Origin of the sequence: Paracoccus shanxieyensis (genome assembly GCF_009711265.1) — a bacterium.
Classification (GTDB): Bacteria; Pseudomonadota; Alphaproteobacteria; order Rhodobacterales; family Rhodobacteraceae; genus Paracoccus; species Paracoccus shanxieyensis.
Genome location: NZ_WMII01000007.1, coordinates 14,810 through 27,341, shown reverse-complemented (window position 1 = coordinate 27,341; position 12,532 = coordinate 14,810). Strand labels below are relative to the sequence as shown.

Annotated in this window: 13 protein-coding genes; all 13 read right to left on the bottom strand. The window is 63.4% G+C overall.

Annotated features, from left to right (window positions below):
• Positions 1-2 precede the first annotated feature (2 nt).
• The 13 genes from nuoG to uvrA all read right to left on the bottom strand — a co-directional run bounded on the left by nuoG (position 3) and on the right by uvrA (position 12,411).
• Complete coding sequence (nuoG, locus tag GL284_RS08705) at positions 3-2,024, bottom strand: NADH-quinone oxidoreductase subunit NuoG (RefSeq protein WP_155044220.1); 2,022 nt, start codon at positions 2,022-2,024, stop codon at positions 3-5.
• A gap of 94 nt (positions 2,025-2,118) precedes the next feature.
• The gene (locus GL284_RS08700; RefSeq protein WP_155044219.1) at positions 2,119-2,553 is read right to left on the bottom strand and encodes a hypothetical protein; all 435 of its coding nucleotides are present in this window, start codon (positions 2,551-2,553) and stop codon (positions 2,119-2,121) included.
• Between the two features lie 8 nt (positions 2,554-2,561).
• A complete protein-coding gene (locus GL284_RS08695) occupies positions 2,562-2,960 on the bottom strand; it encodes a DUF5333 domain-containing protein (RefSeq protein WP_155044218.1) in 399 nt (132 codons plus the stop codon).
• 161 nt (positions 2,961-3,121) lie between these two features.
• Entirely contained in the window at positions 3,122-4,417 is a 1,296-nt protein-coding gene (gene nuoF, locus GL284_RS08690; protein WP_155044217.1) for an NADH-quinone oxidoreductase subunit NuoF, read from the bottom strand.
• Between the two features lie 7 nt (positions 4,418-4,424).
• Entirely contained in the window at positions 4,425-4,667 is a 243-nt protein-coding gene (locus GL284_RS08685) for a DUF5337 domain-containing protein (protein ID WP_155044216.1), read from the bottom strand.
• Positions 4,664-5,353, bottom strand: a complete 690-nt coding sequence (locus GL284_RS08680; RefSeq protein WP_341870339.1) for a helix-hairpin-helix domain-containing protein — start codon at positions 5,351-5,353, stop codon at positions 4,664-4,666. The genes GL284_RS08685 and GL284_RS08680 overlap by 4 nt, the downstream gene beginning before the upstream one ends.
• A gap of 86 nt (positions 5,354-5,439) precedes the next feature.
• Positions 5,440-6,189 (bottom strand): NADH-quinone oxidoreductase subunit NuoE, encoded by a 750-nt coding sequence (nuoE, locus tag GL284_RS08675; RefSeq protein WP_155044214.1) that lies wholly within the window; start codon positions 6,187-6,189, stop codon positions 5,440-5,442.
• Positions 6,189-7,427 carry an NADH-quinone oxidoreductase subunit D gene (locus tag GL284_RS08670; RefSeq protein ID WP_155044213.1) on the bottom strand — a complete coding sequence of 413 codons (1,239 nt, stop codon included), beginning with the start codon at positions 7,425-7,427 and terminating at the stop codon, positions 6,189-6,191. Before GL284_RS08670 ends, nuoE begins: the two co-directional genes overlap by 1 nt.
• Positions 7,428-7,470: 43 nt before the next feature.
• Complete coding sequence (locus tag GL284_RS08665) at positions 7,471-8,088, bottom strand: NADH-quinone oxidoreductase subunit C (RefSeq protein WP_155044212.1); 618 nt, start codon at positions 8,086-8,088, stop codon at positions 7,471-7,473.
• A 3-nt stretch (positions 8,089-8,091) separates the two neighbouring features.
• Positions 8,092-8,625: a NuoB/complex I 20 kDa subunit family protein gene (locus GL284_RS08660; RefSeq protein WP_196216755.1), complete on the bottom strand. Its 534-nt coding sequence runs from the start codon at positions 8,623-8,625 to the stop codon at positions 8,092-8,094.
• Entirely contained in the window at positions 8,616-8,981 is a 366-nt protein-coding gene (locus tag GL284_RS08655) for an NADH-quinone oxidoreductase subunit A (RefSeq protein WP_341870340.1), read from the bottom strand. Before GL284_RS08655 ends, GL284_RS08660 begins: the two co-directional genes overlap by 10 nt.
• Positions 8,982-9,184: 203 nt before the next feature.
• Positions 9,185-9,565 carry a DUF4260 domain-containing protein gene (locus tag GL284_RS08650; RefSeq protein ID WP_341870341.1) on the bottom strand — a complete coding sequence of 127 codons (381 nt, stop codon included), beginning with the start codon at positions 9,563-9,565 and terminating at the stop codon, positions 9,185-9,187.
• A complete protein-coding gene (uvrA, locus tag GL284_RS08645; protein ID WP_155044210.1) occupies positions 9,562-12,411 on the bottom strand; it encodes an excinuclease ABC subunit UvrA in 2,850 nt (949 codons plus the stop codon). The genes GL284_RS08650 and uvrA overlap by 4 nt, the downstream gene beginning before the upstream one ends.
• Positions 12,412-12,532 lie beyond the last annotated feature (121 nt).

Genomic DNA, 12,532 nt, shown 5'->3' with positions numbered 1-12,532 from the left:
CGTCACTCCGCCGCCATTGCCGGCGCCCGCCGCGCCGCAGCCATTGCCGAAAGCTCGCCCATAAGCGGCGAAGAACGCGCGATCGGATTGGTCAGATAGAAATCCTTGACTGCATAGCGGAAACCGGCCTTGCCCAGATCGAAGCGGGTCAACGCCGTCCATTCATTGTCCGGCACATGGTCGATCTGCGCCAGATGCGGCACGGCCGCGATCAGCGCGCGGCGCAGCGCGGCAAGACTGTCCCAAGGCAGCGTCGCGCCCAGTTCGGCCGACAACGCGCGCAGGATGGCCCAGTTCTCCTTGCCCTCGCCCGGCGCGAAATTGGCGCGCATGGCCAGTTGCGGCCGGCCTTCGGTGTTGACGAACAGGCCGCTTTCTTCGGTATAGCAGGCGCCCGGCAGGATCAGATCGGCGCGATGCGCACCGCGGTCGCCATGGCTGCCCTGATAGATCACGAAAGCACCGGGGGCGATCTCGACCTCATCCGCGCCAAGGTTATAGATCACCTCGGCACCCTCGATGGCCGCGGTCAACCCGCCTTCGGTCACCGCGCCGACATCCATCGCGCCGACACGGCTGGCGGCGGTGTGCAGGATCAGCAGCTTGCTGCCCGAGTTCTCGGCCAGTTTCATCGCATGGGCCAGTACCGCCTCGCCATCGGCTTCGCGGATCGCGCCCTGCCCGACGATCACCAGCGTCGGCTTGGCCTTCGTCTCGTCCGAGATGTCCTTCGACGACAGGCTTTCCAGCGCCGCGCGGTCGGTGCCGACATGGGCATAGTCATAGGTCAGATCCACCGCCTCACCGACCAGCCCGATCTGCGCGCCGCGCGCCCATGCCCGGCGGATGCGCGAGTTCAGGACTGGCGCTTCCTCGCGCGGGTTGGTGCCGATCAGCTGGATCATCGCGGCAGTGTCGATATCCTCGATCGTGGCATTGCCGACATAGGCCGAGCGGTTGCCCGCAGGCAGGCGCGCGCCATCGGTGCGGCATTCGACGCGGCCACCCAGACCTTCGATCAGTTGCTTCAGGCTGAACGCCGCCTCGACCGGGGCCAGATCGCCGATCAGACCGGCGACCTTCTTGCCCTTCATCGCGCGGGCGGCAGCTTCCAGCGCCTCGGGCCAGCTGACCGGGCGCAGCTTGCCATCGACGCGCAGATAGGGCCGGTCCAGACGCTGACGGCGCAGGCCGTCCCAGACGAAGCGGGTCTTGTCGGAAATCCATTCCTCGTTCACGCCGTCATTGTTGCGCGGCAGGATGCGCATGACTTCGCGGCCCTTGGTGTCGATGCGGATGTTCGATCCCAGCGCATCCATCACGTCGATGCTTTCGGTCTTGGTCAGTTCCCAAGGCCGCGCGGTGAAGGAATAGGGCTTGCTGACCAGCGCGCCGACCGGGCACAGATCAATGATATTGCCCTGCATGTTCGAGGCCAGCGTCTCATTCAGATAGCTGGTGATCTCGCTGTCCTCGCCCCGGCCGGTCTGGCCCATCTGGGTGATGCCCGCGACCTCGGTGGTGAAGCGCACGCAGCGGGTGCAGGAAATGCAGCGCGTCATATGGGTTTCGACCAGCGGGCCAAGGTTCAGATCCTCGCTGGCGCGCTTGGGCTCGCGGTAGCGGCTGAAATCGACGCCGTAGGCCACAGCCTGATCCTGCAGGTCGCATTCGCCGCCCTGATCGCAGATCGGGCAGTCCAGCGGGTGGTTGATCAGCAGGAATTCCATGACGCCCTCGCGGGCCTTCTTGACCATGGGGCTGTTGGTCTTGATCTCGGAGGGCGCGCCTTCCGGACCCGGACGCAGATCCTTGACCTGCATCGCACATGAGGCGGCGGGCTTGGGCGGGCCGCCCACCACTTCGACCAGACACATCCGGCAGTTGCCCGCAATCGACAGGCGTTCGTGATAGCAGAAGCGCGGCACCTCGATCCCGGCCTGTTCGCAGGCCTGAATCAGGGTCATGTTCGGATCGACTTCGATAATCTTGTCGTCGATCTTGATCTTGCGAAGATCTGCCATCTTGTCTTCCCTTATGCCGCGCAAAGGCCAAAGCGGCCCGCGCGATACGATTGCTGGCCGAAGGCTGGCCGGTTCTTGATCGCCCCGGCGCGCATTACTGCACCCGGACGAAATTGCGTTGCGGCGTGCCGATCTCGCGGTCGCCGCGTTCCAGCAGAACCTGCATGGCGTCCTTGCCCTCGCGGAACAGGACGGTCGCGCGCAAAGGCTCGGCGGTGTTGTAATATTCGCTGCGATTGGCGGTCGTGGTGAAACGGCTGCCATCGGGGCGCGCGCAGGTGATCTGCGCGTCCCACGCATTGCCGGTCACGCGCAGGATCGGACGCCCGGCCAGATTGCGCTGGAACTTCGTGCGCACCCCCGGCCCGGTTGCGTCGCAGGTAATGTCTGCGGGCGAGAACAGGTCGAAGGTCAGATAGAATTTCTGCGGCGTGCCCTGCGTGTCACGCGACGGCTCACCTGCCAGCAGATCGCCTGCGACCATGGCAAAGACGGCGGCCAGCAGGAACCCGATGCCGATGCGGTTCATCCATTTCTTCATTTCGCCACCAACAGGCTGCCGATGACATTCTTGCGCGCGATTTCGGCCCGGCCGATGCGGCAGAATGTTTCGGGATCGTTTTTCTTGGCGCCGTTCTGCGTCAGATACTGTTCGGCCACGGCATAGATGCGCTGCTTGTCGGGTTTGCTGTCCAGAAACGCGTCGATCTGCGCGTTGGAATACCCTTTGTTCTGGGCATACCGCTTCAGCTTGCGCGCCTCGCCATAGGCGTAAAGCAACCGCCCGTCGATCGAGGGACAGGTGCGGCGGATGCGGTCGGCCACACGCGCGGCGACCAGACGGTCATTGATGTATTTTTCCTGCGACAGCGGCTCAAGCGCGACGACAGGCGTGGCAAGCGTCGCCGCAATCAGGGCAAGACAGAGGGGCTTCATGGCATTGGTCCTTTTATGACGGGTCCAAGTCATAACACCGGCCAGATTGCCGGGTTCGACACCATGAGGTGACCGGCGCGTGAGACTGCCCGCGCAGCCGCGACCGGCCCCCTTGGGGGCATCGGTCGGTGCAAGCTGTGTGCAGGTCAGCGCCATCGGTCTTACTCGGCCGCCATGGCGCCCATGCGCCCGGTGCGTTTCGCCTTGATGCGATCCTCGATTTCCTCGCGGAAGTTGCGGATCAGGCCCTGGATCGGCCATGCGGCGGCATCGCCAAGCGCGCAGATGGTGTGGCCTTCGACCTGCTTGGTCACGTCGAACAGCATGTCGATTTCCTCGACCTCGGCCTCGCCGCGGACCAGCCGGTCCATGACGCGCATCATCCAGCCGGTGCCTTCGCGGCAGGGCGTGCATTGCCCGCAGCTTTCATGCTTGAAGAATTTCGATAGCCGCCAGATCGCCTTGATGATGTCGGTGTCCTGATCCATCACGATCATGCAGGCGGTGCCAAAGGACGAACGCAGCTCGCGCATGCCGTCATAATCCATGATGGCGTTTTCGCACTGTTCCGCCGTCAGCACCGGGCAGGACGCGCCGCCGGGGATCACCGCTTTCAGGTTCTTCCAGCCGCCCCGGATGCCGCCGCCATGCTTCTCGATCAGCTCGCGCATGGGGATCGACATGGCCTCTTCGACGACGCAGGGCGTGTTCACATGGCCGGTCAGGCCGAACAGCTTGACGCCCGCATTGTTCGGACGCCCGAAGCCCGCGAACCATTCGCCGCCGCGCCGCAGGATCGTGGGGACGACCGCGATGGATTCGACGTTGTTCACCGTGGTCGGGCAGCCGTAAAGCCCCGCCCCTGCCGGGAAAGGCGGCTTCATCCGGGGCATGCCCTTCTTGCCTTCCAGGCTTTCCAGCAGCGCGGTTTCCTCGCCGCAGATATAGGCGCCGGCGCCGTGATGCAGATACAGGTCGAAATCCCAGCCCGAGCCCGCCGCGTTCCGACCCAGCAGCCCGTCGTCATAACATTCGTCGATGGCGGCCTGCAGCGCCTCGCGTTCGCGGATGAATTCGCCGCGGATATAGATATAGGCGGCATGCGCGCCCATGGCGAAGCTGGCGATCAGCGCGCCTTCGATCAGCGTGTGCGGATCGTGGCGCATGATCTCGCGGTCCTTGCAGGTCGCGGGTTCGGATTCGTCGGCATTGATGACCAGATAGGCCGGACGGCCATCGGATTCCTTGGGCATGAAGGACCATTTCATGCCGGTCGGGAAGCCCGCGCCGCCACGCCCCCGCAGGCCCGAGGCCTTCATCTCGTTGATGATGCTGTCGCGGCCGCGCTGGATGATCCCGGCCGTGCCGTCCCAATGGCCGCGCTTCTTCGCCCCGGCAAGGCTGCGGTCGCCCATGCCATAGATATTCGTAAAGATCCGGTCCTGATCGTTCAGCATCGTCGTCTTATCCTTGTCCCCGCGTGGACGCATCGCGCCGCCGCCAGATCCGCCAGGTCACCAGAAGCGACCAGAACAATGCCCCTATCGCCAGAAGATCGGCGAGAAAGACGTATTTCACAGGCCAGCCAAGCTGACCTCCCATCCATTGCACCCCCAGCCATGCCAGCATGGTGACAGCGATGACGACCGCGACCAGACGCATCTGGCCACGGTCCGCCGCTGCACCGGACTGGCCGGGGCGCGTCATTCGTCGACCTCATCACGCCGGATGCGTCGCGAATGTTCGGTCTCTCCTCCGGCGGCCAGAATGCGCGCCTGACCTACCCAATCCTCGGCCGCAATGCGGCTGGAGGTGCGGCCAATGCGCGGCGCATATTCCGCCACCGCGGCCTCATCCCATTCGGCGATCTGCGCAAAGCGCGTGATGCCGTTTTCCAACAGACGTTCGGTCAGCTTCGGCCCGACGCCCTTGATCAGTTCCAGATCGTCCGCCGCAGGTGCTGGCGAAGTCGCTGGTGCCGGTTCTGCCGCCGGCGCCGCTGTCACAGCGGGCTTCGGCTCCGGCGCCTTCGGTTTTGCCTCGGCCTTCGGCTCCGGCTTTGCCTTTGGCTCCGCCTTGGCATGAGCCTCGTGTGGGGTCGCAGCAGCTTGCGGCATCGCCCCCGCCACGATGGGCATCTGCGAGGGCGCGCTGTAAGCCTCGGGGCCAAGTGGCGGGGCCGAGACCAGAAGCGTCTCGGGCTGATGATCCACCACCTGCCGTTCCCAGTCGGTCCCGGTCATGCCGTCCGCTTCCGGGACCAGTTCAGGCCGCGTGTTGCAGACCAGCCAGACCATCAGCGACCCGAACAGGGCAAATGTGATCAGCCCCAGAAACAGACCGCCAGCCCAGCCCATGCCGCCGATGCCCGCCGTGAACAAAAGAACGACCACGCCCGCTATTGCGCCAGCGATCCAGCAGTTCCTGTTGCAAACCGAACGATCCATCGTCACCCCGTCCCTATTCTGCGGCCAGTCCCTTAGCCGTTAATACCATCCTTTGCCGTTCCGGTCGCGTCCTGCTTGCCCAGCCAGGGCGTCGTGATCGGAACCTCGGTGCCGTCGATGCGCTTGATCGTGTCGTTCAGGCGAACGGCCAGACCCACGCTGCCATTATACTGTTCATCCGTGCCCTTCAGATCGGCCAGCGCGGTCGGACCGCCCAGAGCCTCGGCCGAGAAGCGGCCATTCTGCGGACCCGGAACCGGAACCCCGCCCGCCGCAAAGCTGTCGATCAGCTCTGCCAGCTTCTGAACGGTCAGATCTTCGTAGAAATCCTTGCCGATCTGGGCCATGGGCGCATTGGTGCAGGCGCCCAGACATTCCACCTCTTCCCACGAGAAGCGGCCATCTGCCGACAGCGTGTGCGGGGCCGAGGCGATCTTTTCCTTGCAGACGCGGATCAGATCCTCGGCGCCGCAGATCATGCAGGTCGTCGTGCCGCAGATCTGGATATGCGCCACCGTCCCGACCGGATGCAGCTGGAACATGAAATAGAAGGTCGCGACTTCCAGCGCGCGGATATAGGGCATGCCCAGCAGGGTCGCGCAATATTCGATCGCGGGACGCGACAGCCAGCCTTCCTGTTCCTGCGCGCGCCACAGCACCGGGATAATCGCCGATTGCTGGCGGCCTTCGGGATATTTGGTCATCTGCGCGCGGGCCCATTCAAGGTTCGCGGGCAGGAACTCAAAGGATTCAGGCTGGATGGGGGACAGACGGCGCAGCATCAGCGGTCAACCTCTCCGAAAACGATATCAAGGGTCGCGATGATGGCCGGAACGTCGGCCAGCATGTGACCTTTCGACATCCAGTCGATGGATTGCAGATGCGCGAAACCCGGTGCGCGCAGCTTGGCCCGCCACGGCTTGTTCGTGCCGTCCGAGACCAGATAGACGCCAAATTCCCCCTTGGGCGCCTCGACGGCGGCATAGACCTCGCCCGCCGGGACCTTGAAGCCCTCGGTATACAGCTTGAAGTGATGGATCAGGCTTTCCATGTCGCGCTTCATGTCAAGGCGCCGGGGCGGCGTCAGCTTGCCACGCGCCAGCACGTCGCCCGCAGGCTCAGCCCGCAGCTTCTGGACGGCCTGCTTCATGATCTTGGTCGACTCGCGCATTTCCTGCATCCGGATCAGGTAGCGGTCATAGCAGTCGCCATTCTTGCCAACCGGGATCTGGAAGTCGAATTCGTCATAGCATTCATAGGGCTGCGCACGACGCAGATCCCATGCCATGCCCGAGCCGCGCACCATGACTCCGGTATAGCCCCATTCAAGGCAATCCTCGGGCGAGACGATGCCGATATCGACAAGGCGCTGCTTCACGATGCGGTTTTCGGTCAGCAGCGTGGTCAGGTCATCGACCAGTTTCGGGAACTGCTCGCACCATTCCTCGATATCGTCCAGCAGGTCGGGCGGCAGATCCTGATGCACGCCGCCGGGCCGGAAATACGCCGCGTGCAGACGCGCGCCGCAGGCCCGTTCGTAAAACACCATCAGCTGTTCGCGCGCCTCGAAGCCCCACAGCGGAGGCGTCAGCGCGCCGATGTCCAGCATCCCGGTCGTCAGCCCCATCAGGTGGTTCAGAATGCGGCCGATTTCGGAATACAGCACCCGGATCAGACTGGCGCGGCGCGGAATGACCGTGCCGGTCAGTCGCTCGATGGCCAGACACCAGGCATGTTCCTGATTCATCGGCGCGACGTAATCCAGCCGGTCCAGATAGGGCAGGTTCTGCAGATAGGTGCGGCTTTCCATCAGCTTTTCGGTGCCGCGATGCAGCAGGCCGATATGCGGGTCCGCACGCTCGACGATCTCGCCGTCCAGCTCCAGCACCATGCGCAGAACGCCGTGCGCCGCCGGGTGCTGGGGGCCGAAGTTGATGTTGAAGTTGCGAATGCTCTGCTCGCCCGTCAGGAAATCCTGCGAGCCGTCATCATAGCTGTTCTTGCGGATGTCGCCGTCCATGGTCATCCCTCACCGCGCTGCGTGGCACAAAGGTGCTGCGTCATCACTTTTTCGCCTCGGGGGCCTTTTCATCGCCAGGAAGCACATATTTCGCGCCCTCCCATGGCGACAGGAAATCGAACTGCCGGTATTCCTGCACCAGCTTCACCGGCTCATAGACGACGCGCTTTTCCACGTCGTTCCAGCGCACTTCGGTATAGCCCGTGGTCGGGAAATCCTTGCGCAGCGGATAGCCGCGAAAGCCGTAATCGGTAAGGATCCGGCGCAGGTCGGGATGGCCCGAGAACAGGATGCCGAACATGTCGAAAATCTCGCGTTCATACCAGTTCGCGCCGGGGAAAACCCCGGTCAGGCTGGGCGCGATTTCATCCTCGCGCAGCTGCGCCTTCACGCGGATGCGGTGGTTCTGGAACATCGACAGGAAGTGATACACCAGATCGAAGCGCGCCGGGCGCTGCGGATTGTCCACCGCCGTGATGTCGATCAGCGTCGAGAACCGGCAATTCGCGTCATTGCGCAGATATTCGATCAGGTCGATCAGGCCGGACAGCGTGACGGTCACGGTCAGCTCGCCATAGGCCACCTCGGTCGAGACGATATCCGTGCCGCGACGAAGCGTGATGTGTTCGGCAAGTTCGGAAAGGGCTGCGGTGTCAGTCATGGCCTACCTCACCAGCGTGCCGGTGCGCCGGATGCGGCGCTGAAGTTGCAGGATGCCGTAAAGCAGCGCCTCGGCCGTGGGCGGGCAGCCCGGGACATAGATATCCACCGGCACGATGCGGTCGCAGCCGCGCACCACGGAATAGGAATAATGGTAATAGCCGCCGCCATTGGCGCAGCTTCCCATGCTGATGACATAGCGCGGCTCGGGCATCTGGTCATAGACCTTGCGCAGCGCCGGGGCCATCTTGTTGGTCAGCGTGCCCGCGACGATCATCAGGTCGGACTGGCGCGGAGAGGCGCGCGGCGCGGTGCCGAAGCGTTCCACGTCATAGCGCGGCATCGACACCTGCATCATCTCGACGGCGCAGCAGGCCAGACCGAAGGTCATCCAGTGCAGCGAGCCGTTGCGCGCCCAGTTGATGATGTCCTCGGTCGTGGTCAGCAGAAAGCCCTTGTCCTGCAATTCACGGTTCAGCTCGACCGTGGCGACATCGCGGTCGGCCCCGGCCGTATTGGCTCCGGTCATCACGCCCATTCCAGCGCACCTTTCTTCCATTCATAGGCAAAGCCCACGGTCAGAACGCCCAGAAAGACCATCATCGACCAGAAGGCCACTTCCGACAGCCCGCCAAAGGCCACCGCCCATGGGAACAGGAAGGCCACTTCCAGATCGAAGATGATGAACAGGATCGACACCAGATAGAATCGAACGTCGAACTTCATCCGCGCATCGTCGAATGCGTTGAAGCCGCATTCATAGGCACTGACCTTTTCGGGGTCCGGGTTGCGGATGGCGACGATCGCCGCGGCCAGAATCAGCACGATTGCCAGGGCCGAGGCCATTCCCAGAAAGACCAGGATCGGCAGGTATTCTTGCAGCAGGTATTCCACTGGAGTTGGGCTCCCTTTCGCTCGCGGGAACCGGGTGGCGCGCCGCGATGGGTTTGGCTGCCGCCCGTTTATCCCCGCCGCGCGGCAGGGTCAACGGTAGCTGCGGCAATCTGGCGCATTGTAACCATGCTGCGGCGCAGAAGTCATCCACATGATAATACCCGAGTATTTCTGTAAATTGCGGCGGCGCGGCATGGCCGCAGCTACAGGCCGATGCGGCCCAGATGGGTATCGCGATACCCGCTTGGATACTTCAGCCCGAAACCCATGGCGCGCGAGATGCCGATATGCGCCAGCCACAGACCGCCAACCGCAATCAACAGCGTCGCACCAAGGCCGACGCCAAGGATCATCAGCAGAAATGACGCTGCGTAGAGATGCGTCAGATTATAGACGAACGCCCCGATCCGTGGCCCGGCCAGATAGGCGGCGGCGCTGATTTCGGGGGCCACCAGCACCAGAAGCCACGCCCACCACGGCCCGAATGACGACACCCCGGCAATCACCATGCCGCCAAGCGCCATGCCTGCGCCTTCCACCCGCTGCCAGTCGCGGGTCGGGTGGCCCTCGCTTTGTGGCGTCACTCGGCAGCCCGTTTGCGGGCGGCGCTCAGCATCGGGGCCAGATAGCGGCCGGTATGGCTGTCCTTGACCTTGGCGACATCCTCGGGCGTGCCGGTCGCGACGATCCGTCCGCCGCCATCGCCGCCTTCCGGGCCGATGTCGATGATCCAGTCGGCGGTCTTGATGACATCCAGATTGTGTTCGATCACCACGACCGTATTGCCCTGATCCACCAGGGAATGCAGCACTTCCAGCAGTTTGCGCACATCCTCGAAATGTAGGCCGGTGGTGGGTTCGTCCAGAATATACAGCGTCTTGCCTGTCGCCCGGCGCGACAGTTCCTTGGACAGCTTGACCCGCTGCGCCTCGCCGCCCGAAAGCGTCGTGGCCTGCTGGCCGACCTTGATATAGCCCAGACCCACCTCAAGCAGCGCGTCCATCTTGTCGCGGATCGAGGGCACGGCCTTGAAGAATTCCTGCGCGTCCTCGACGGTCATGTCCAGCACATCGGCGATGGACTTGCCCTTGAACTGCACCTCCAGCGTTTCGCGGTTGTAGCGCTTGCCCTTGCAGGTTTCGCAGGTGACGTAAACGTCGGGCAGGAAATGCATCTCGATCTTGATGACGCCATCGCCCTGACATGCCTCGCAGCGCCCGCCCTTGACGTTGAAGCTGAACCGGCCGGGCTTGTAGCCGCGCGCCTTGGATTCCGGCAGACCGGCATACCAGTCGCGGATATGGGTATAGGCGCCGGTATAGGTGGCCGGGTTACTGCGGGGCGTGCGCCCGATGGGGCGCTGGTCGATGTCGATGACTTTATCCAGCAGCTCCAGCCCCTTGATCGTCTCGCAGGGGGCGGGGGTCTGGCGCGCGCCGTTCAGGCGCAGGCTGGCGGTCTTGAACAGGGTTTCAATCGTCAGGGTGGACTTGCCGCCGCCCGACACGCCGCTGACGCAGACGAACTTGCCCAGCGGAAACTCGGCGGTGACGTTTTTCAGGTTGTTGCCGGTCGCGCCCACGACCTTGATCGCCTTGCCATTGCCCTTGCGCCTATTGCGCGGGACCGAGATCTCGCGCGCTCCGGAGAGGTATTGCCCGGTCAGGCTGCCCCCGGCGGCGATTTCGGCGGGCGTGCCTTTGGCGACGACCTGCCCGCCATGCACCCCTGCCCCCGGCCCCATGTCGAACACGTAATCGGCATGGCGGATCGCATCCTCGTCATGTTCGACAACGATGACCGAGTTGCCTTGATCGCGCAGCCCTTTCAGCGTGTCCAGCAGCCGGTCATTGTCGCGCTGATGCAGGCCGATGCTGGGTTCGTCCAGCACATACAGAACGCCCGTCAGGCCGGACCCGATCTGGCTGGCCAGACGGATGCGCTGGCTTTCGCCGCCCGACAGCGTGCCCGCCGCGCGCGAAAGCGTCAGGTAATCCAGCCCGACATTGACCAGAAAGCCCAGCCGCTCGCGGATTTCCTTCAGGATGGCGGCGGCGATTTCGTTTTTCTGCTTCGTCAGATGTTCGGGCGCGGCTTCCACCCAGGCGAAGGCCTCGCGGATGGAAAGCTCGGTCACCTGCCCGATATGGCTGCCGGCGATCTTCACCGCCAGAGCCTCGGGTTTCAGGCGATAGCCGCTGCAGGCACCGCAGGGGCGGTTGTTCTGATATTTCTCGAATTCCTCGCGGACCCACTGGCTGTCGCTTTCGCGCAAGCGGCGTTCCATATTGGGAATGATGCCCTCGAAGGTGCGGCTGATCTCATAGACGCGGCCCGCATCGTCGAAGCGGAACGGGATCTCTTCGGAACCCGAGCCCTGCAGGAACATCTTCTGCACCTCGGCGGGCAGATCCTTCCACGGGGTTTTCTTGTCAAAGGCGTAATGCTTGGCCAGCGCATTCACGGTCTGGGTCAGATAGGCCGATTTCGACTTGGCCCATGGCGCCAACGCGCCTTGCGCAATCGACAGCGCGCTGTCGGGCACGATCAGGCGTTCATCGAAGAACAGCTCGACCCCCAGCCCGTCGCAGACCGGACAGGCCCCGAAAGGCGCGTTAAAGGAAAACAGCCGCGGCTCGATTTCCGGGATGGTGAAACCGCTGACCGGGCAGGCGAATTTTTCGCTGAAGGTGATCCGCTCGGGCGTGTCGCCGGTGGTTTCCAGCAGCGCGATGCCGTCGGCCAGATCCAGCGCGGTGCGGAAACTGTCGGCCAGCCGCGTCTCCATGCCCACGCCCACGACGATGCGGTCGACCACCACGTCGATATTGTGACGGAATTTCTTGTCCAGAACCGGCGGCTCGTCCAGTTCATGGAATTCGCCATTCACCTTGACGCGCTGGAAGCCCTGCTTCCTCAGCTCAAGAAATTCCTTTTTGTATTCGCCCTTGCGGTCGCGCACGATGGGGGCCAGCAGATAGGCGCGCGTGCCGTCCGGCATCGCCATCACGCGGTCCACCATGTCCTGCACCTGCTGCGCCTCGATCGGCAGGCCGGTCGCCGGGCTGAACGGCGTGCCCGCCCGCGCAAACAGCAGCCGCAGATAGTCATAGATCTCGGTCACGGTCCCCACGGTCGAACGCGGGTTCTTCGAGGTCGTCTTCTGTTCGATGGAAATCGCCGGAGACAGGCCGCTGATATGGTCCACATCCGGCTTGCCCATCATGTCCAGAAACTGCCGGGCATAGGCCGACAGGCTTTCGACATAGCGCCGCTGTCCTTCGGCATAGATCGTGTCAAAGGCCAGACTGGACTTGCCGCTGCCCGACAGGCCGGTGATGACCACCAGCTGATCGCGCGGAATATCCATATCCACGTTTTTCAGATTGTGTTCGCGCGCGCCGCGAACCTCGATGAACTTCTGTTCCATCTTGCCCGATCACATTCTGATTCCGCCAAGCGCATCACATAGGCATTGAGGTCGAAATGGCAACCGCTCACGGGACAAAGTGCGAACATTTCCGCAGTCCGCCTTTCCGCTTGCCAAGTCT